At 66.9% G+C, this 18,876-nt stretch carries 19 protein-coding genes, 2 tRNA genes and 1 pseudogene; 10 read left to right on the forward strand and 12 right to left on the reverse strand.

Features of this window, described 5'->3' with window-relative positions; translation table 11 throughout:
• Window positions 1-63 precede the first annotated feature (63 nt).
• From P1N55_RS03225 to P1N55_RS03235, 3 genes are all read right to left on the reverse strand, one after another.
• Window positions 64-243 (reverse strand) — tRNA-Trp (locus P1N55_RS03225).
• Window positions 244-297: 54 nt separating this feature from the next.
• The gene (locus tag P1N55_RS03230; RefSeq protein WP_276277556.1) at window positions 298-525 is read right to left on the reverse strand and encodes a DUF5795 family protein; all 228 of its coding nucleotides are present in this window, start codon (window positions 523-525) and stop codon (window positions 298-300) included.
• Between the two features lie 40 nt (window positions 526-565).
• A complete protein-coding gene (locus tag P1N55_RS03235) occupies window positions 566-1,453 on the reverse strand; it encodes a DUF5794 domain-containing protein (protein ID WP_276277557.1) in 888 nt (295 codons plus the stop codon).
• A gap of 385 nt (window positions 1,454-1,838) precedes the next feature.
• Here P1N55_RS03235 and guaB point away from each other — a divergent pair, with 385 nt between their 5' ends.
• On the forward strand, window positions 1,839-3,323 hold the full coding sequence (gene guaB, locus P1N55_RS03240) for an IMP dehydrogenase (RefSeq protein WP_276277558.1): 1,485 nt from the start codon (window positions 1,839-1,841) through the stop codon (window positions 3,321-3,323).
• A 25-nt stretch (window positions 3,324-3,348) separates the two neighbouring features.
• Here guaB and P1N55_RS03245 read toward each other — a convergent pair whose 3' ends face one another.
• The gene (locus P1N55_RS03245; RefSeq protein WP_276277559.1) at window positions 3,349-3,573 is read right to left on the reverse strand and encodes a hypothetical protein; all 225 of its coding nucleotides are present in this window, start codon (window positions 3,571-3,573) and stop codon (window positions 3,349-3,351) included.
• A gap of 105 nt (window positions 3,574-3,678) precedes the next feature.
• Here P1N55_RS03245 and P1N55_RS03250 point away from each other — a divergent pair, with 105 nt between their 5' ends.
• The gene (locus P1N55_RS03250) at window positions 3,679-4,113 is read left to right on the forward strand and encodes a GNAT family N-acetyltransferase (protein ID WP_276277560.1); all 435 of its coding nucleotides are present in this window, start codon (window positions 3,679-3,681) and stop codon (window positions 4,111-4,113) included.
• Between the two features lie 18 nt (window positions 4,114-4,131).
• On the opposite strand, the gene P1N55_RS03255 is transcribed toward P1N55_RS03250, so the two are convergent.
• Both P1N55_RS03255 and P1N55_RS03260 read right to left on the reverse strand, forming a co-directional pair.
• On the reverse strand, window positions 4,132-4,371 hold the full coding sequence (locus P1N55_RS03255) for a hypothetical protein (RefSeq protein WP_276277561.1): 240 nt from the start codon (window positions 4,369-4,371) through the stop codon (window positions 4,132-4,134).
• Window positions 4,372-4,611: 240 nt separating this feature from the next.
• Window positions 4,612-4,685 (reverse strand) — tRNA-Lys (locus P1N55_RS03260).
• Between the two features lie 196 nt (window positions 4,686-4,881).
• On the opposite strand from P1N55_RS03260, the gene P1N55_RS03265 reads away from it, so the two are divergent.
• Window positions 4,882-6,339, forward strand: a complete 1,458-nt coding sequence (locus P1N55_RS03265) for a DHH family phosphoesterase (RefSeq protein ID WP_276277562.1) — start codon at window positions 4,882-4,884, stop codon at window positions 6,337-6,339.
• Here the strand turns inward: P1N55_RS03265 and P1N55_RS03270 are convergent.
• A complete protein-coding gene (locus P1N55_RS03270; protein ID WP_276277563.1) occupies window positions 6,336-6,635 on the reverse strand; it encodes a PRC-barrel domain-containing protein in 300 nt (99 codons plus the stop codon). The two genes, P1N55_RS03265 and P1N55_RS03270, sit on opposite strands and share 4 nt — an antisense overlap.
• A 129-nt stretch (window positions 6,636-6,764) precedes the next feature.
• Here P1N55_RS03270 and P1N55_RS03275 point away from each other — a divergent pair, with 129 nt between their 5' ends.
• The 4 genes from P1N55_RS03275 to P1N55_RS03290 all read left to right on the forward strand — a co-directional run bounded on the left by P1N55_RS03275 (window position 6,765) and on the right by P1N55_RS03290 (window position 9,210).
• Entirely contained in the window at window positions 6,765-7,199 is a 435-nt protein-coding gene (locus P1N55_RS03275; protein ID WP_276277564.1) for an SRPBCC domain-containing protein, read from the forward strand.
• Between the two features lie 70 nt (window positions 7,200-7,269).
• On the forward strand, window positions 7,270-7,641 hold the full coding sequence (gene trxA, locus P1N55_RS03280) for a thioredoxin (protein WP_276277565.1): 372 nt from the start codon (window positions 7,270-7,272) through the stop codon (window positions 7,639-7,641).
• 124 nt (window positions 7,642-7,765) lie between these two features.
• The gene (locus tag P1N55_RS03285) at window positions 7,766-8,455 is read left to right on the forward strand and encodes a metal-dependent hydrolase (protein WP_276277566.1); all 690 of its coding nucleotides are present in this window, start codon (window positions 7,766-7,768) and stop codon (window positions 8,453-8,455) included.
• Between the two features lie 50 nt (window positions 8,456-8,505).
• Window positions 8,506-9,210 carry a protein sorting system archaetidylserine synthase gene (locus tag P1N55_RS03290; protein ID WP_276277567.1) on the forward strand — a complete coding sequence of 235 codons (705 nt, stop codon included), beginning with the start codon at window positions 8,506-8,508 and terminating at the stop codon, window positions 9,208-9,210.
• Here P1N55_RS03290 and P1N55_RS03295 read toward each other — a convergent pair.
• On the reverse strand, window positions 9,199-9,972 hold the full coding sequence (locus P1N55_RS03295) for an alpha/beta fold hydrolase (RefSeq protein WP_276277568.1): 774 nt from the start codon (window positions 9,970-9,972) through the stop codon (window positions 9,199-9,201). The genes P1N55_RS03290 and P1N55_RS03295 overlap by 12 nt on opposite strands.
• A gap of 151 nt (window positions 9,973-10,123) precedes the next feature.
• On the opposite strand from P1N55_RS03295, the gene P1N55_RS03300 reads away from it, so the two are divergent.
• The 3 genes from P1N55_RS03300 to P1N55_RS03310 all read left to right on the forward strand — a co-directional run bounded on the left by P1N55_RS03300 (window position 10,124) and on the right by P1N55_RS03310 (window position 13,326).
• Window positions 10,124-10,375 carry an Hsp20/alpha crystallin family protein gene (locus tag P1N55_RS03300; RefSeq protein WP_276277569.1) on the forward strand — a complete coding sequence of 84 codons (252 nt, stop codon included), beginning with the start codon at window positions 10,124-10,126 and terminating at the stop codon, window positions 10,373-10,375.
• Window positions 10,372-12,642: a CDC48 family AAA ATPase gene (locus P1N55_RS03305; RefSeq protein WP_276277570.1), complete on the forward strand. Its 2,271-nt coding sequence runs from the start codon at window positions 10,372-10,374 to the stop codon at window positions 12,640-12,642. The genes P1N55_RS03300 and P1N55_RS03305 overlap by 4 nt, the downstream gene beginning before the upstream one ends.
• A gap of 123 nt (window positions 12,643-12,765) precedes the next feature.
• Window positions 12,766-13,326, forward strand: coding sequence for a DUF420 domain-containing protein (locus tag P1N55_RS03310; protein WP_276277571.1), 561 nt, complete (start codon window positions 12,766-12,768; stop codon window positions 13,324-13,326).
• On the opposite strand, the gene P1N55_RS03315 is transcribed toward P1N55_RS03310, so the two are convergent.
• From P1N55_RS03315 to P1N55_RS03330, 4 genes and pseudogenes are all read right to left on the reverse strand, one after another.
• Complete coding sequence (locus P1N55_RS03315; RefSeq protein ID WP_276277572.1) at window positions 13,304-14,290, reverse strand: zinc-dependent metalloprotease; 987 nt, start codon at window positions 14,288-14,290, stop codon at window positions 13,304-13,306. The two genes, P1N55_RS03310 and P1N55_RS03315, sit on opposite strands and share 23 nt — an antisense overlap.
• Before the next feature lie 158 nt (window positions 14,291-14,448).
• A complete protein-coding gene (locus P1N55_RS03320; protein ID WP_276277573.1) occupies window positions 14,449-14,607 on the reverse strand; it encodes a hypothetical protein in 159 nt (52 codons plus the stop codon).
• A gap of 414 nt (window positions 14,608-15,021) precedes the next feature.
• Window positions 15,022-16,463 (reverse strand): annotated as a pseudogene (gene xacF / locus P1N55_RS03325) (2,5-dioxovalerate dehydrogenase).
• Between the two features lie 1,226 nt (window positions 16,464-17,689).
• Window positions 17,690-18,865 carry a mandelate racemase family protein gene (locus P1N55_RS03330; protein ID WP_276277574.1) on the reverse strand — a complete coding sequence of 392 codons (1,176 nt, stop codon included), beginning with the start codon at window positions 18,863-18,865 and terminating at the stop codon, window positions 17,690-17,692.
• Window positions 18,866-18,876 lie beyond the last annotated feature (11 nt).

An 18,876-nucleotide genomic window follows, 5' to 3' on the forward strand; every position in this document is an offset into this window, starting at 1 on the left:
CCGACTCACTGAGAACCACCACCAAAGTAGCGGCAAAATGCACCGCTGTACTTTTATACTGAATGGGGTCGGAGGGATTTGAACCCCCGATCGGCTGATATCTCCGTCCTGTGCCTCGGAACTCCAGAGGGTCATCGTCGCGAACCGGTGATCAGCCGGCCGCTCAGTATATCAGCCCTAGAGTCTCGTCCCAGGCACGTGGCCTCTGGAGTCAGCCGCCTTCCCGGACTAGGCCACGACCCCGCACTCCTGCCTTACCCGAGTTGCATTAAAGGGATTTCGGTTGGCAGACGGCGGTCACTCGCGGTCGGTGGCAGACCAGTCGCACTCCTGGCACTTGTAGCCGGTGACGAATTCGAGGGCAGAGGGCATGTACCCGACCGAGATGACGTTCTCGCCGCACTCGGGGCAGTCCCGGTCGGCGTCTTCGATCGGCTCGGCGTCCATCACGCTCTCGCCCTCGATGAGCTCGGCGAGGCTCTGGGGGGTCTGCATCCGTCCCTGCACGACGCGGTTATCGGCCATACCGGACACCGGTGCCAGACGGGCCTAAAAGTTCCCGTTCTCAGAGCCAGGGCGCGCGTTCCTCGTCGGGGTCGTAGTCGACCGCGGCGCCGTGGTCGGTCCGCTCGCTGCCGGCGACGCCCTGGGAGGCGCCGCCGTCGGCGAAGGCGGCGGTGAGGTCGACGTGGTCCGGGCGGTACTCCGTGTGGCGCTCGCGGGCCTCCTGTGGGTCGAACGAGAGCAGCGCAGTCACGGCGAGCACCGCCAGGGCGACGGGCGCGGCCGTCGGCATCACGCCGAGCACTGACAGTGCCAGGACACCCAGGGCGACGGCGCTCCCGAAGCGGAACCGGTCGATGTCGACGGCGTTGCGGAGCCACGGACTCGCGAGCGCGACGGCCAGCGCGAACCCGACGCCGATACCGGCGGTGGCGGCCGCGCGAGCCATCAGCTCGGTGTTGGCATCGACCACGAGTCGCGCGCCCGCCGGATCGACACTCGCGAGCAGCCCGAGACCAACGATGATGGCCGGCCGAGGCAGGTACTCGCCGACGCGGGCGCTCGCGGTCTGGGCCGCGACGGCCAGGATGACGATGCCGGCGAACCGCTCGAACGTCGCGAGGTCGACGACGGCGGCGAGCGTCGGGGCCAGGGCGGCCTCGAGGACGGCGAGCGGGAGCAACACGGCGCCGATGAGGAGCACGACTCTCGCTTGCTCGCGGGGCGTGCCGTCGAGTTCCGCGAGGACGACGGCGACCATCGCGGACCCCCCGAAGACGAGCAGGCCCACCTCGAGCATGCCGGTAGCCGTCGAGAGCGCGCCCGCGAGGACGAGCGCCGGGAAGATGCCGTCGACCAGTGGGAGGCACATGACGGTGGCGAGGAGTCGGCCGCCGCGGCCGACCTGCCGCTCGACGTCGAGTGCGACCGGGTGTCTGGAGCTACTCATCGAGTCCTACGGTCGGGGATACCCCAACTCCCGTCGGGCGGCTACGGCACTGGACTGGCTGGATAGGGGGGGACAGCCAGTTCCCTTTCCCGAAGCCCACCGAAAATGTCGCGACGGTCTCCGGAGAGAGCGTCCGTGGCCGGGCAGCGCCCGCGCGGGTGGGTTCGGTCGAGTGCATATCTGTAATTAACGTTGATATTAGTATAAGCGTTGTGTGAGATTCGGCCGCATACACCACGAGAGTTCCACGGGAAGCGTACACAAGTGAACGTGTGTCCCACCAGCGGTCCGAAATCTGGACGGTACGCTACGTGTGAGTGTGTGACCGTTCGCCAGTCTCGGTTGCTCTCGCAACGTTTTTCACCGGCGATACTGGACGGTTTACATGGCGAACGATTCCGAGCCCTTTTCGGAGAAACTCCGCGTTCCGGAGGCGCTGACCTTCGACGACGTACTGCTTCGACCGAAGGAGTCCCGCGTCGAACCCGACGAGGCCGATACGACGACGCGTGTGACCAAATCGGTCAATCTCCACAAGCCAGTCCTCACCGCCGCGATGGACACGGTCACCGAGGGCGACATGGCCATCGCGATGGCCAGGCAGGGCGGCCTCGGCGTCCTCCACCGCAACATGGACGTCCCGGAGATGGTCGCCGAGATAGAGCGCGTCAAGCGCGCCGACGAGCTCATCATCCGCGACGTCGTCACCGCACGGCCGACACAGACGGTCCGTGCGGTCGACGAGATGATGGAGCGGGAGGGCGTCTCCGGCGCCCCGGTCGTCGACGAGGAGACCGACGAGGTGCTGGGCATCATCTCCGGGACCGACATCCGGCCGTACCTGGAGGTCGGTGAGGACGACGCCGTCAGCGACGCGATGACCGACGAGGTCGTCACCGCGCCCGAGGACGTCACGCCACGCGAGGCGCTGGAACTGATGTACGACCACAAGATCGAGCGGGTCCCTATCGTCGACGGCGACAACCGGCTCGTCGGCCTGGTGACGATGCAGGGCATCCTCCAGCGCCGCGAGTACGACGAGGCCGCACGTGCCGACGACGGCAGTCTTCGCTGTGGCGCGGCCGTCGGCCCCTTCGAGGTCGACCGCGCGCAAGCGGCCGACGAGGCCGGCGTCGACATCCTCTTTATCGACTGCGCTCACGCGCACAACGCCAACGTCATCGACAGCGCCCGCGAGATCAAGGCCGAGGTCGAGGCCGACGTCGTCGTCGGCAACATCGGCACCCGCGAGGCCGCCGAGGCCGTCGTGGACTTCGCCGACGGCGTGAAGGTCGGCATCGGCCCAGGCTCGATCTGTACCACCCGCGTCGTCACCGGCGCCGGCATGCCCCAGATCACGGCCGTCGCACAGGTCGCCGACGTCGCCAGTCAGCACGACGTGCCCGTCATCGCCGACGGCGGCATCCGGTACTCCGGCGACGCGATCAAGGCCATCGCGGCCGGTGCCGACGCCGTCATGCTCGGGTCGTACTTCGCCGGGACCGACGAGGCGCCGGGCCGCGTCATCACGATGAACGGCAAGAAGTACAAGCAGTACCGCGGGATGGGCAGCGTCGGCGCGATGAACGAGGGCGGCGGCGAGCGCTACCTGAAGGACGACGACGAGAACGAGGAGTACGTCCCCGAGGGCGTCGAGGCCGCGACGCCGTACAAGGGCTCGCTCGCCTCCGAACTCCACCAGCTCGTCGGCGGGATGCAGTCCGGCATGGGCTACGTCGGTGCCGAGACCATCCCCGAATTCAAGGAACGGGCCGAGTTCGTCCGCGTCTCGGCGGCCGGCCAGCAGGAGAGCCACCCGCACGACGTGATGATCACGGACGAAGCGCCCAACTACAGCCCCGAGAGCTAGCTGGTGAATCGCTCAACCCCGTCGGTCAGTCGTAGTACTCCTCGCTTAGGGGCAGCGACACGTCCGCTTCCTCGACGGCATCCACGGACGCTGTCAGCGCGAGCGTCTCGCTACAGGTCGGACACGGGACGGCCACGGTGACGACGAGGGCGCCGTCGCGCTCGGCGACGTCGAGCACCGCGGCGTCGGCCGGATAGAGGTACTCGGCCGAGAGGTCGTGCTCGTGGTCGGTGACGTGGTCGAGTTGCATACACGAAGGGATGCGACACGAACGCTGTTGACAGTTACGGGCGTTCTCGGATCCTGGGCCGCCGTCGAACGCAAGATACAGAGTCCCGGTCCGCGAAATGCGGTCGTGTCATCCTACGTCCTCCACAGCGGCACCGACGCGGAACTGGGCGACCGGGCCCGAGCGGTCCGCCGGACAGTGTTCATCGACGAGCAGGGCGTCCCCGAGCGCATCGAGATGGACGACAAGGACGCCGAAGCCAGGCACTTTCTCGTCACCGACGACGGCACTCCCGTCGCGACGGCGCGGACCCGGTTCGTCGACGAGACGACGGTGAAGGTCGAACGGGTCGCGGTCCTCGACGCCTACCGTGGCGAGGGACTGGGCGAGCGTGTGATGGCGGCCGCCGAACAGGACGCGAGCGAGCGCGGCGCGACGTCGGTACTGGTCCACGCCCAGCGCCGCGTCGAGGAGTTCTACATCGGGCTGGGCTACGAGGCGGCCAGCGAGGAGTTCGAGGAGGCCGGCATCCCGCACGTCGAGATGGTGAAGTCCCTGTAGGGTCAGTGCCAGCGGCGGTCAGCTACGGCCGATAGCGACGTACAGGATGATGACCAGAAGGCCCGGCAGCAGGCCGAGGAAGAAGCCAAAGCCGGTCGCGAGAGCCCAGATGAGGGCGTTGTCGTTGCCGCGCTTCGACGCGTCGGAGTACACCCAGTAGCTCGCGCCGACCAGAATCGCGAGGCCGACGAGAAAGATGAACAAGACGATGAGCAGTTCGATGGCACCGGGCATCTGCAACAGTAGGAGGGGCGGCATGGTCGGTGGCTCTCCCGGGTCGGATATATACCTTCTGTCTGATAGGACTCGGAGAGCAGTCCAGCGGGGGAGTCGATCGCCACTCCGGTGAGTAGACGGTCGAGAGAACCGTGGCGAGGAAGCCGGCCGGAGGGGATCTGAACCGGAGACAGACGGTTGCTCGCGACACTCGCGCCGCGACTGCAGGGTTCGAATGCTTCGTAGACGCCTCGCTCCTCACGAAAGGTTCGGAGCAGAAGACGGGCCGGAAGGGATTTGAACCCTCGACCGACGGCTTAAGAGGCCGTCGCTCTGCCAGACTGAGCTACCGGCCCAGCAACTCATCGTTACGGAGGGGGTTGTAAATACGTTTCCTTTCGAACCCGCTTCGGCCGGTGGAATCCGGTGACGGCGGGCCGGGTCTCTCCGTTCACGGATGGGTACGGGCCACCATTTGCGACCGCTGTCGCGGTTGCTGTCTCCGGACTGAGACGGTGTAATATAAGTGCGTCCGTACGTACGTGACAGTCAATGAGTGCAGCCAGCGGCATCACGATGGCCTCGATGTCTACCTATGCCATCCTCGGGTGTGGGAGCGTCGGCCACGCCGTGGCGGAGGAACTCGTCGAGGAAGGCAAGGATGTCCTCATCCTCGACGCCGACGAGGGCCGCGTCGAGGCCCTGCGCGACCAGGACCTGAACGCCCAGCAGGCGGACATCGCCGAGGAGACCATCGTCGAGACGGTCAGCGACCGCGACGTCGTCCTCATCATGTCCTCCGACGTCGAGGCGAACGCCGAGGCAGTCCTGAACATCCGGGAGGCCGACGGCGACCAGTTCATCGTCGCCCGGGCGGACGACCCCGTCTCGGCCGACGAGCTGGCCGACCTGGGCGCCGACGTGGTCATCAACCCCTCGGCGGTCATCGCCGACTCGGCCCTGCGTGCCCTAGAGACCGGCGAACTCGAGTACAAGGCGACCCAGCTGGGTGACGTCATCGACGGCACGGAAGAGCGGATGGCGATTCTCGTCCAGCGCTCGCCCGACCCGGACTCCATCGCGTCCGCGGCGGCGCTCAGGGCCATCGCCCAGAGCCGCGACGTCGAGGCCGACATCGTCTACGAAGGGGAGATCGGCCGCCAGGAGAACCGCGCGTTTGTCAACCTGCTGGGCATCGAACTCGCTGCGCGGGACGACGTGGACCTGAGCGAGTACGACACCTTCGCGCTCGTCGACGTCGCGAAGGGCGGCGAACCCAGCATCGAGGACGTCGACATCATCATCGACCACTACGAGCACGAGGACGACCACGACGCGACGTTCTCTGACGTCCGGCCGAACGTCTCGGCGACGTCGACCATCCTCACGAAGTACATCCAGGAACTGGACCTGAACCTGAGCGAGACGGTGGCGACGGCGCTGCTCTACGGGATTCGCGCGGAGACGCTCGATTTCAAACGCGATACGACGCCGGCGGACCTGACCGCGGCGGCGTATCTCTACCCGTTTGCCGACCACGACACCTTAGAACAGGTCGAGTCGCCCTCGATGAGCCCCGAGACGCTGGACGTGCTGGCCGAGGCCATCCGGAACCGGGAGGTCCAGGGCAGTCACCTCGTCTCGAACGCGGGGTTCATCCGCGACCGGGACGCCCTCTCGCAGGCGGCCCAGCACCTCCTCAACCTCGAGGGCATCACGACGACGGCGGTCTTTGCCATCGCCGACGACACCATCTACCTGGCCGCGCGCTCGAAGGACATCCGCATGAACATCGGCAAGGTCCTGGGCGACGCCTTCGGCGAGATGGGCGAGACGGCCGGGCACTCGACGGACGCGAGCGTCGAGATTCCCCTGGGCATCTTCACGGGCCTCGATACGAGCGACGGGAACCGCGACACGTTGCTGGAGTTGACGGAGTCGGCGGTCAAGCAGAAACTGTTCCAGGCGATGGGCGTCGACAGCTCGAGCGAGAACGGGAACGGCAGTTAGGCCGGGACTTCCTCTTCTTCGTCGTCGGGGTTGCGCAGGCGCTCGACGATGTCGTTGACGATGATGACGTCGCCGACGGCCTGTACCCACCGGTACGGGAGGATGATGCCGCGTGCTGTTCGGACCTCCTGGTCGAACAGCTCGGTGTTGACCTGGTGCAGGGCGAGGCCGGTGACTTCCTGGCGGTCCAGGTCGAGGCGGAGGTCCTCGACTTCGCCGACGAAGACGCCGTTGTTCGAGTACACCTCGCGCCCGACGAGTGTCGTTATCTCCTGTGGTACGCTCTCCGGGTCCATAGAAGGAGGTCGGACGGACGGGTCTTAAAACTTCTTCGGCGACTAGCACTTCCCGGCGGTCCCCCAGTGACGCGCGTGGCAACGCGACCCACGGGAGCCTTTTGCGTCGAGGGTCCCTAGCCAGTCCCGATGCCCGTGATAGCAGCGTCCATCGACGTCCCGGCACCGCCAGCGACGGTGTGGGAGGTGCTGACCGACGTCGAGGCGTACCCGCGGTGGAATACGCTCCTCCGTGTACGCGGGGACCTGACCGAACGGGAGACGGTGACAGCTCGCCTGTCGATACCCGGACTCCCGGCCGTCTCGTTTTCCCCCACCATCCTCGCGGTGGTCCCCGAGAGGGAGGTTCGCTGGCGCACGTCGCTGTTCGGCCACGCCGCCGAGCACGTCTTCCTGCTCGAACCGCTCGACGAGGGCGCTGGCACGCGGTTCACCCAGCACGAGCAAATCGACGGCCGGTTCGCCACCCCGGTCGTGAGCCGACTCGAGCGGCGGATGCGGCGGGGCTTCGAGCAGATGAACGTGGGCCTGCGGCGCAGAGCCCTCGAACTCATAGAGACGTAACTCCCGCGGTCGTGCACCACGGGAGCACAGAGACAGACCGGCTAAACCCGTCCTGCCCCTCTCTGCCGGTATGCATGACGCAGGCCCGAATACAGACGACGTCCCGGTCACGAACCCGCGATCAGTCGACGCGCCGGTCCACGTCGAGAGCAGGGCGCACTTCGAGTCGCTGGTCGCCGACCAGGCCGTCGTCCTCGTGGACTTCTACGCCGACTGGTGTGGCCCCTGTCAGATGCTCGAGCCCGTCGTGGCGACGCTCGCCGCCGAGACACCGGTCGTCGTGGCGAAGGTCGACGTCGACGAACACCACTCGCTGGCCCGGGAGTTCGGCGTCCAGGGCATCCCCACCCTCTTACTCTACGACGGCGGCGACCAGGTCGAGCGCCTGGTCGGGATGCGCGACGAGTCGACGTTGCGCGAACTGATCGAGCAGTACGACTGATAGCGGCCGACGCTCCGCACCAGGGGGCTACCACGAACCGATACCGCCGGAGGTGTCCGCGAGACCGAGGGGACGTGGTCGGATCGACCACAACACTCATCTCGTCTGTGACGAGTGACAACGTATGCCCTCGCTGGTGGTCCACTACGCGCTGGTCGGACTGCTCGCGGCGACGTTGCTCGGGGCGGCGTTCGACCGGCGGTCGCTCCTAGTGTCGCTGGCCGTGGTCACGATTCCCGACGTCGACGCGTTCATCGCGCTGTTCTCGACGGCGGGCCATCGCACGGCGACGACGAACCTGGTGATTCCCGCCGTCGCGGCGGCCGTCCTCGCCGTCGACCTCTACGTGCGCGAGGAGTCGTTCGTCAGGGAGCGGTGGGGAGCCTACGGGATCCGCGTCGCGTGGTTCTGCGTCTTCGTCTACGCCGTCGCGCACGTCCTGCTGGACGCCGTCGGCGGCGGCGCGAACCTGCTGTGGCCGCTGCACGACCAGTTCTACCAGATTCGCGGACGGCTGGAGCTGTCGACCCAGCGCGGCATCGTCCAGACGTTCGTCGAGACCAGTCCGCCATCGTCGGGCGGTGACGGTGGAGGCGGCGGTGGCGGCGTGCCGACGCTCCGGTCGATCGGCAACACCAGCGAGGTCCAGATGAGCACGGGGATCGACCCCAATCCGGGCGCCGAGGAACAGCCGGAAGTCGTCGACCGCGTGTTTCCCGTCGCGCGTGGCGGGTGGCAACTGTACCTCCTGATTGTGGGGACGCTCGCCACCGCCGCTCGCTTCGTCGTCGGCCACGACCTGCCCGAGGAGTGAGCCAGCGCCGTTCCGGGTCATTCTTGTGGGCGGTTGCCGACCGGACACCCATGGGCTTCGACGTGCGCCGACGGCTCAGTGTCGCCGATGCGGTCACGCTCGCCAACGCGGTGGTCGGATTCGCCGCGGGCGCGGTGGCCTCCACCGACCTCCAGCTCGCGGCTCGGCTCATGCTCCTCGCGATAATCCTCGACGCCGTGGACGGCATCGTCGCCCGTGAGGGCGACAGTTCGGCGGTCGGGCCCCTGCTTGACTCCATCACCGACGTCATCTCGTTCGGGGCGACGCCGAGCCTGTTTCTGTTCGTCGCGCTGACGGGCACCTACGGCGGCGTCGGCGAATCGTCCCCGCCGGTGATCGTCGCCATTACGCTACTCGCCGCAGTCTACGCCGTCTTCTCGGTCATCCGCACCGCGTTCTACACGACGTACATCGAGGGCGTCGACGCACGACCCGGCATCCCCAACACGCTGGGCGTCATCATCCTCGCGACGGCCTACCTCTCCGGAATCACGAGCCCGCTGGTCCTCGCAGCCGGGGCGGTCGTCCTCTCGCTGTTGATGGTCGCCCCCTTCGACTTCCCCAAGCCGGGTGCCAGGACGGCGATACCGATGGGTGTGGTCCTCTCCGTCTCCGTCGTCGCACCGACGGCGCTGGGTCGGCTCGGACCCCGGATGATGCTCGTCGTCGCGCTGGCCTTTCTCACGCTCGGCCCGCGCTACTACTGGGAAGGGGACGGGACCTCAGTCGAGTGACGCCAAGAACGATTCGACCGCCTCGTTGAAGACGGCTGGGCGTTCGACCATCGCGAGGTGAGCCGCGTCGGGGACGATGGCGAACTCCCCCTGGGGAATCGACTCCGCCAGGTCCTCGTGGTACGCGCGCGGGGTGAGCCGATCGTGCTCGCCACAGACCGCGAGCGTCGGCACGTCGATGTCGGCCAGCCGGTCGCGCCCGTCGAAGCCGTGACAGGCCAGGAAGTCCCGTCTGGTGACTCGCTGGCCGACGGCGCGCATCTGGGACTCCGACCGGGCCAGGGTGTCGGCGTCGGCGTCGTGGAACAGGCGGTCGGGGCCGTGAAGGAACTCGACGGCCCGGTCGAAGTCCGACGCCAGCCACTCCCGCAGGCCCTCGAAAACCGGGAGGGTCGGCCCGGTACCGAGCAGGACGAGCGCCGAGAGGTCCAGATTCCACCCGGTGGCGGCGCGCTGGACGACGGCACCACCAAGTGAGTTGCCGACCAGCACGTCCGCGTCCACGGCCCGGGCGACGGCCGCCACGTCGGCGGTGTACGCGTCGATCGCGTCCGCCGGACCGGCGTCAACGTCGTCGGACGCCCCGTGGCCGCTCAGGTCGAGCGCGGCGGCCGGATGGGTCGGTCCGGCCGTGCCGTACTGATGTCCCCAGACGGCGTGTGTCGCGCCGCTTCCGTGAACGTACAGCGTCGTCTGGCCGTCAACTCCCGGGCGGGCGTGACGGTACGCCGTCTCTCGTCCGTCGTGCATCGTGGTCTCCATGTAACGGTTTCCACGCGAGCGCCGGGAATAAACGCGGTGGCCCACTGCACGGAACGAGTGTGAACCGCATTCAATCGATTATCACCATACCGCTGCCGTGTTGCGTATTTGCGAAAACTTTAAATAGTTGTCTGACTTACCTTGCGTTAGGATGAATTCAGAACGTACGTTGTTCGGCGACGTTCCCTTCCGTCGGTTCGAGTACGACGACCACGTCGTGTTCGCGGCGGACGTGGGACCCGTCGACGACGCCAGCGTCGACATCGTCGACGGGACGATAATCGTCGTGGCGGGCGACGACCAGTACGAACAGGAACTCCCCGCGGGTGTGGACGCACGAGCGTTTATCAACCACGGCGTCCTCACCATCGAGCTGTCCGACCCCGAGGAGGAGATTCGATGAAACTCACCGTCAAACCACTCAAGCAGAAGGACGCCGGCCGCGGACTGGCAGCCATCGACCGCGGTGCGATGGACGAGATGGGCCTCGAGAACGGCGACTACATCGTCCTCGAGGGGCGCCAGGGCAACCGCGCTGTCGCGCGCGTCTGGCCAGGCTACCCCGAGGACACCGGCGACGGCATCGTCCGCATCGACGGCCAGCTCCGCCAGGAGGCCGGCGTCGGCATCGACGACAGCGTCTCGGTCGAGAAGGCCGACGTGAACCCGGCGACCCACGTCACCGTCGCCCTGCCCCAGAACCTCCGGGTCCGGGGCAACGTCGGGCCGATGATCCGCAACAACCTCAGCGGCCAGGCCGTCACCCAGGGCCAGACCGTCCCCGTGAGCTTCGGCCTCGGTCCGCTCTCGTCGATGTCCGGCCAGAAGATCCCGCTGAAGATCGCCGAGACCGAACCCTCCGGGACCGTCGTCGTCACCGACTCCACGGAGATCCAGGTCAGCGAGAAACCCGCCGAGCAGATCCGCGGCGGCGAGGCCGCCGAGGGCCGGGAGACGCCCGACGTCACCTACGAGGACATCGGCGGCCTCGACGGCGAACTCGAGCAGGTCCGCGAGATGATCGAGCTGCCGATGCGCCACCCCGAGCTCTTCCAGCAGCTCGGTATCGAACCGCCGAAGGGCGTGCTGCTGCACGGCCCGCCTGGCACCGGGAAGACCCTGATGGCGAAGGCCGTCGCCAACGAGATCGACGCGTACTTCACGACCATCTCCGGTCCGGAGATCATGTCGAAGTACTACGGCGAGAGCGAGGAGCAGCTCCGTGACATCTTCGACGAGGCCTCGGAGAACGCGCCCGCGATCGTCTTCATCGACGAGATCGACTCCATCGCGCCCAAGCGCGGCGAGACCCAGGGCGACGTGGAACGCCGCGTCGTCGCCCAGTTGCTCTCCTTGATGGACGGCTTAGAGGAGCGCGGCCAGGTCATCGTCATCGGCGCGACCAACCGCGTCGACGCCATCGACCCCGCGCTCCGCCGTGGTGGCCGCTTCGACCGCGAGATCGAGATCGGCGTCCCCGACAAGGACGGCCGCAAGGAGATCCTGCAGGTCCACACTCGCGGAATGCCCCTCTCGGAGAAGATCGACTTAGAGGAGTACGCCGAGAACACCCACGGGTTCGTCGGGGCCGACCTCGCCTCGCTGACCAAAGAGAGCGCCATGAACGCGCTCCGGCGCATCCGTCCCGAACTCGACCTCGAGTCCGACGAGATAGACGCCGAGGTCCTGGAACACTTAGAGATCACCGACGAGGACTTCAAGGAGGCCAAGAAGGGCATCGAGCCCTCGGCACTCCGGGAGGTGTTCGTCGAGGTCCCCGATATCACCTGGGCCGACGTCGGCGGACTCGAGGACACCAAGGAACGCCTCCGCGAGACCATCCAGTGGCCCCTCGAGTACGGCAGCGTCTTCGAGGCGATGGACTTAGACGCCGCGAAGGGCGTCCTGCTGTACGGCCCGCCCGGCACCGGGAAGACCCTGCTCGCGAAGGCCGTCGCCAACGAGGCCGACTCGAACTTCATCTCGGTGAAAGGGCCAGAGCTGCTGAACAAGTTCGTCGGCGAGTCCGAGAAGGGCGTCCGCGAGGTGTTCAGCAAGGCCCGCGAGAACGCCCCCACCGTGGTGTTCTTCGACGAGATCGACTCCATCGCGACCGAACGGGGCACCCGGTCTGGCGACTCGGGCGTCGGCGAGCGCATGGTCAGCCAGCTGCTGACCGAACTCGACGGCATCGAGGAGATGGAGGACGTCGTCGTCATCGCGACGAGCAACCGGCCCGACCTCATCGACAGCGCCCTGCTGCGCCCCGGACGCCTGGACCGGCACGTCCACGTGCCGGTGCCCGACGAGGAGGCGCGCCGCGCCATCTTCGATGTCCACACCCGCGACAAGCCGCTGGCCGACGACGTCGACCTGGACCGGCTTGCCCGCCGCACCGAGGGCTACGTCGGGGCCGACATCGAGGCCGTCGCCCGCGAGGCGTCGATGGCTGCGACCCGCGAGTTCATCGCCAGCGTCGACCCCGAGGACATCGACGACACCGTCGGCAACGTCCGCGTGACGATGGACCACTTCGAGCAGGCCTTAGACGAGGTCAACGCCAGCGTCACCCAGGAGACCCGCGACCGCTACGAACAGATCGAAGAGCAGTTCCAGCGTAACGAACCCGGCATGGCCGACGAAGACCGGGTCGGCCGGACCTTCCAGTAGGGCCGGTTTCGGCCGGGCGTCCGCATTCGCTCGCTCGTTTTCTCCGTCTACAGCGACGAGGGTAGTCCCATCGCCGCGTCGCAGAACGCAATACACATTGTGCCGTTGTCCTAACCCCGACCTATGCAGGTGACTGTTCGTGACAACGTCGGGCCGATAACCGGCCTCCTGACGGTCGTCTCGCTCGCCGTCGTGTTCGGCGCCGTCCTTGGTGCGATCCCCCGGTCGGTGCTGCCCCATCCCCCCGACGCCGTCGTCGGCGCCATCCCCCACGTCAACGCCGCCCTGAGTCTCGTCGCCATCGGCACTATCGTCGGCGGGGTTCGCGCCATCCGTCGCGGCGACGTCCGCCGGCACCGGCGGTTGATGCTCGCCACCTTTGGGTTGTTCGTCGCCTTCCTCGTCCTCTATCTCTACCGGGTCATCTTCGAGGGGCCCACGCAGTTCGCTGGCCCCGCCGTCCTCGAGACCTACGTCTACTTCCCGCTGCTCGCGATACACATCCTGCTGGCCATCGTCGCCATCCCGCTCGTGTACTACGTCCTCCTGCTCGCGTTCTCGCACCCGCCCGCCCGACTGTCCGAGACCAACCACCCGCGAGTGGGGAAGGCCGCGGCGACGCTGTGGCTCGTCTCCTTCTCGCTGGGTGTCGTGGTCTACCTCATGCTGTACGTGTTCTGGTGACCGGCGGCGGGACCTCGGGGTCGACCCGCGCGACCCACAGGTTCGGCGCGTCGAGTTCCTCCCGGGTCGGCAGGTTCTCGGGGCGGTCCCAGACCCGGCCCGCGGCGGCGACGCCACGGTCGTCGGCCACCGCGTCGAAGAACGCCTTGCCCCGCTCGTACTGCTGGCGCTTCATCCCGAGGCCCAAAAGGCGCCGGACCAGCGTCGCCACCGGTCCCCGACCCTTGCGGCGCTCGTCGACCTTCCGCCGCAGGTCGTCGTACTGGTCGTCGAACGCCCGGTCCATCAGCAGCTCGGCGTACCCCTCGACGGCCGTCATCGTGGTGTCGAGTTCCCCGAGCGACGCGCGGTCCAGGTTCCCGTCGCTCAACTTGTCGATGGCTGTTTGCATCGACTCCTCGAGATGGGCCGAGAGCCACGGCGCGGCCCCGAACTCCGCCGCGTGTGTCACCTCGTGGAAGGCGATCCACCGGCGGAACCGGTCGCCGTCGACGTCGAGTTGCCCGGCGACGCGCTGGATGTTCGGCCGGACGAAGTACAGCGCGTGCTCGTCGCCGTCGGCCAGCAAGAGCGGGTCGTACTGCCCGAGGACGTTGTTGCCCAGAAACGAGAGCGCGAAGGCCATCGACCCGGTGTTGACGACCCGGGCGATGCCCGGGATGTACTCCGCCTGCTGCTCGATCGGCGCCATCACCCGCTCGAAGGTGGCGACGTTGGCGTCGATCCAGTGGTGGCGGTTCTGTATCTCGACCGTCTCGGGCAGGTCGAAGTCGAGCTCGCTGACGCGCCGGACGCGGTCTCGCGCGTCCCGGACGTCGGTCGCGTACCCCTCACGCTCGGCCGTCGAGACGTCGAGGTCACCGGGGTCCGTCCCCGCTTTCGCCGCGGCGGCGACGGCCTCCCAGTCGATGGGTCCGTCGCCCGACGCCCGCGCGACGGCCCTGACGCTGTGGTACAGTCCCATACCCCATCGACGGGACGCGCCGAAATATGCCTTCTCCCCGTTCGCCGTCCCGCCGTCCGGCACTGTGGTGCCGCTGGACCGGTAACCGGGGGCTACTGAGATGGCTGTCGGACGCGCACGACGAATCGTGGTGGAGGAACCGCGGCCGCCTGCGCCGGTCAGACCAGCGAGCCACAGGACCGACAGCGAGCGCGGCCCGCTGTCGGGTCGTACGCGAGCCCGATGGCCTCGCAGTGACGGCAGTACCTGTCGTCGTCGCTCTCGGGGACTGCGGCACGCCGGGCCTCGACGGCCGCCCGGTGATCAGTGACGGTCATACGTCATTTGACACCACGATTCCACTAAAGTACGAGCCGCATACCCCCCGTACGCCGCGGACTGTGACGGTTTACACTCCCTACCGCTATCGCCTCTCCCGGTGTCGAGTGACGTTTCAACGGACAAATCCGTGACTCGATAGGTATTATCGAGCGTTATCCGTGCCAACTATAGCCTCGTTATTTTCAGTTCGGGATTATATTCGACAGGGATGCAGATATAATTTCGACAAGCGCCCGAACGAGACGTTTTATTTGTCTAATAGTCGAGAGTGGGTCTACAGAACTAGAGATAGTTCGATATCGGTCCGCAATGTCGTCGAAATCCGTGTCCCATGTCCATAATTGGAGGATAATTCGGCAGTTTACGGTATCTTTGACCAGAGTGAGAAATCGGATACCGGTACGGCGGTCTTAGTAGTTGAGGTAGACGGTCTTGGAGATGGTGTAGAAGTCCAGGCCGGCGTCGCCCTGCTCGCGGTAGGTCTCGCTCGAGGAGTCTTTCATCCCTCCGAAGGGCACGTGCAACTCCAGTCCCGTCGTCTTCTCGTTGACCTTCACCACGCCCGAGTCGGCATCGGCGACGAAACTGTGGGCCTCCGAGAGGTCCTCCGTGACGATGCTCGCCGACAGCCCGTACGGCACCCCGTTGGCCACCTCGACAGCCTCCTCGTAACTCGAGACCGGGATGACCGACAGCACCGGCCCGAAGATCTCCTCCTGGGCGATCCGCATCTCCGGCTCGACGTCCGAGAACACCGCCGGCTCCACGAAGTAGCCGCCCTCGCCCGCCTCGACCTCGCGACCCGGTCTCCAATGTCGCCCCCTCGCTCTCGCCGACCTCCACGTAGTCCAGCGTCCCCTCGAGCTCCGCCTCCGAGACGTGGGGACCCATGTCGGCGCCCTCGAGACCGGGACCGACCTCGATATCTTCCGCTTTGGCGACGATACCGTCGAGGAACGCCTCGTAGAGGTCCTCGTGGACGATCGCCCGCGAGGTCGCCGTACAGGCCTGGCCCGTCACGCCGAACGCTCCGGCGGCCGCGATGTCGACGGCCTCGTCGACGTCGGCGCTGTCCATCACCACGACCGGGTTCTTCCCGCCCATCTCCAGCTGGACGCGCTTGCCCGACTCGTTGGCCTGCGACCCGACCGTCTCCCCGACGGCCGAACTCCCCGTGAACGACACCGCGTCGATCGCCTCGTGCGTCGAGACCGTCTTTCCGACGGTCCGACCGGGACCGGTGACCATGTTGAGCGCGCCGTCGGGCAGGCCCGCCTCGTCCAGACACTCGACCAGCTGGCGCGCGACGCTGGGCGCGATGGAGGCGGGCTTGAACACGACCGTCGTCCCGGCGGCCAGCGCCGGCGCGATCTTCCAGGCAGGGATGGCGATGGGGTAGTTCCAGGGAGTGATGAGCCCCGCGACGCCCACGGGTTCGTTGACCGTGTACAGCGTCTTCTCGGGCGCTGGCGGGCTTGACATCGCCGCCGACCTCGCTGGCTTTCGTCCCGTAGTAGGCGAAGATGTCGATGGCGCGCTGGACCTCACCGCTGGCTTCCGGGCGCGCCTTGCCCTCCTCGCGCACCAACGTCTCGGTGATCTCGTCCTTGCGCGCGGCCAGGTTGTTCGAGGCCTCGCGCAGGATGGCGCCCCGCTGTGGCCCCGGTGTGGTGCCCCACTCGTCCTGGGCGGCCGCCGCAGCCTCGACGGCGCGCTCGGCGTCAGCCGTCCCGGACTGCTGGTACCGGGCGACGACCTCCGAGGGGGCCGCAGGGTTGTGCGTCTCGTAGGTCTCGCCGCTCTCCGCTTCGATCCACGCTCCGTCGACGTAATTGTGGTACGTCTCTACCATTAGTGGGAGCGACTCGCCCCGGCTACGAGAAGGTTTTGGTGACCGTCGGGCTTCGCGCACACGTGTCGCGCACGACCGAGCGGCGAACTGGGCAGAGCCAGGTATAGGGTCCTAAAGCGAGGCCAGCCACGCTCGACGGCGATTCGACCGAGTGCGAGGGCATCCAGCGGTGGCCCCGGACCGCGTGAGTACGGGCGACCGAAGTGCTCCGGGACGAATTCACCACTGATGAACAGAATTTCTGACGATCGTTCGTGAGAGAGTCGAAGTTTCGTGACATATGTACATTTGTTAGAGTATACGTCGGTGTTCGGAATTCGGATTCCAGTGACCGAGTTCGCACGCCTGGAAGCAGCCGGGGATCGACAGAATTCGGGCGTTTGAGGCCCCCTAAGCCGGTTTCGAAGATATTTCCCGTCTGTGTGACTGTTCGTTCACCCTGGATGAATTACTATTCTGTCAGGGAAGACGGCACGTACGCAGAGCGTGACCGGCGTCGGGGTCCCGCTGCCGTAGCCGACCACCGACCACCTGCCCCCCACTGCCGGGGACCTGCCAGGCCGTCCACAGGTAGGGCCGGGGCCACGCCGCCCGTATCGCCGGGTCGGACCGTCGGTCGTGGTCGGGGAAGACGAGCGGGACTTACGTAGCGACGTCGCCGATCTCGATTGCGTCCGAACAGGCGAAAGCGGACCGCCTCGACTCCCGCGATCTATGCGAGATTCTCCCGCGAGACGGGGGACACCTCTTTTCAGCCATTCGACATCCCTGTTCTACATGACAGGATAAGGGCTGCGGGCGGTCCGGGGGCGAGGCAGTTCTGACCGCCCGAGAGCCGCAGGGTACTGCGATTTTCGCCACGCCTGTCGAGAGTATCGGGCAGATCGGTGAGAGTGATCGTTCACACGAAGTGAACACGGTAAGGACGTCCAATCGAGAGCGGAAGGAACCGGTTACCAGAAGGTGATCGCCACGTCCTTCAGTGGCCGGTCGAGCGGTCTCGAGACCTGGCTACCGGTGTGGTGAGCGACGGGGAACGCGACGACGATCTCGAGCGGGCGGGCCGCTCCCACGCCGGTCGACTGGTTCTCGATGTCCCCGTCGAGGACCGCGACGACGTCGCGGACAGCGGTTGGGAACGCCCGCCGGTCTCCTCGTCGTACATCCCGACGAGGACTATCCTGGCGAGACCCCCGGTCCCGACGATACCGGCCCCGTCGGTCAGCTCACTCGTAGGTGTGGAGGCTCCCCGTCTGGTTCGCTTCGATGTAGTCCCAGTCGTAGTCGACGCCCAGGCCCGGGCCGTCGGGCACTTCGACCATGCCGTTCTCGTCGACGGTGTCGATCATGTCGGAGTAGTCGCCCTCGTAGACGGGCGGTTGCGTGTTGGGACAGTCCGGGTGCACCAGGGCGAGCTCGTAGTAGTTGGTGTTCCGGATGGCCGCGATGCAGTGACGCTGTGCGGGTCCGGGCGCGTGGAACTCGACGTCCAGGCCGAAGCCCTCGGCCACGTTGGCGCGTTTCATCGCGCCGGTGATGCCGGCGTCGTACTCGGGGTCTGCCCGGAGGAAGTCCGTGGCCTCGTTGGCGACGAAGTCCGTCGCCGGTTCGAGCCCCCGGACGTGTTCGGTCTGGAGGATGGGGGTGTCGAGCTTCTGACGGAGCTTGCGGTGGCCGTGCTGGGAGATGCCGCCGTCCCGGTACGGGTCCTCGTACCAGAAGAAGCCCTCCTCGTCACACGCGCGGCCGAGCTTCAGCGCGTCGGCGAACGTCTCGAGTTCGCAGGCCGGGTCGTGCATCAGGTCCATCTCGTCGCCGACGCGGTCGCCGACGGCGTGGACCGCCTCGAGTTCACGCTCCAGGTCGCGCGAGCCCTCGCTCCCGCCCCAGCCGTGGATCTTGAACGCGCCGTAGCCCATCTCGAGACACTCCTCGGCGAAGTCGGCGAAGGCCTCGGGCGTGTCGAGGCCGCCGTTCTCGTCGCCGTGGTAGGTCGACGCGTACGCGGGGAACTTCGTCCGGTACGTGCCGAGCAGCTCGTGGATGGGCGCGTCGTAGTACTTCCCGGCGAAGTCCCACAGCGCGATGTCGATGGGGCCCATCCCCATCCGGTCGTACTTCCGGAGGGCGCGCTTGATCTCCGACCAGTGGTGTTCCCGCTCGAGCGGGTTCTTCCCGAGGAGGTAGTCGGCGAACATGTTGACCTGGGCCGCACCCGGCGAGTTCCCGCCGACGTACTCCCCGGTGATGCCCGTGTCGGTGTGGATCTTGAGCCCGAACAGCTTCCGTTCGGTCACCGAACCGGGTTCGTAGACGAGGTTGAACCCGTGCTGGTCCGTCCCCACGTCTTCGATAGGGTAGGAGAACTCTACTGACTCGATGCTGGTAATCTCTGGTGCCATACGGGTCCCAA

It is taken from the genome of Haloarcula regularis, assembly GCF_029338315.1.
Taxonomy (GTDB): domain Archaea; phylum Halobacteriota; class Halobacteria; order Halobacteriales; family Haloarculaceae; genus Haloarcula; species Haloarcula regularis.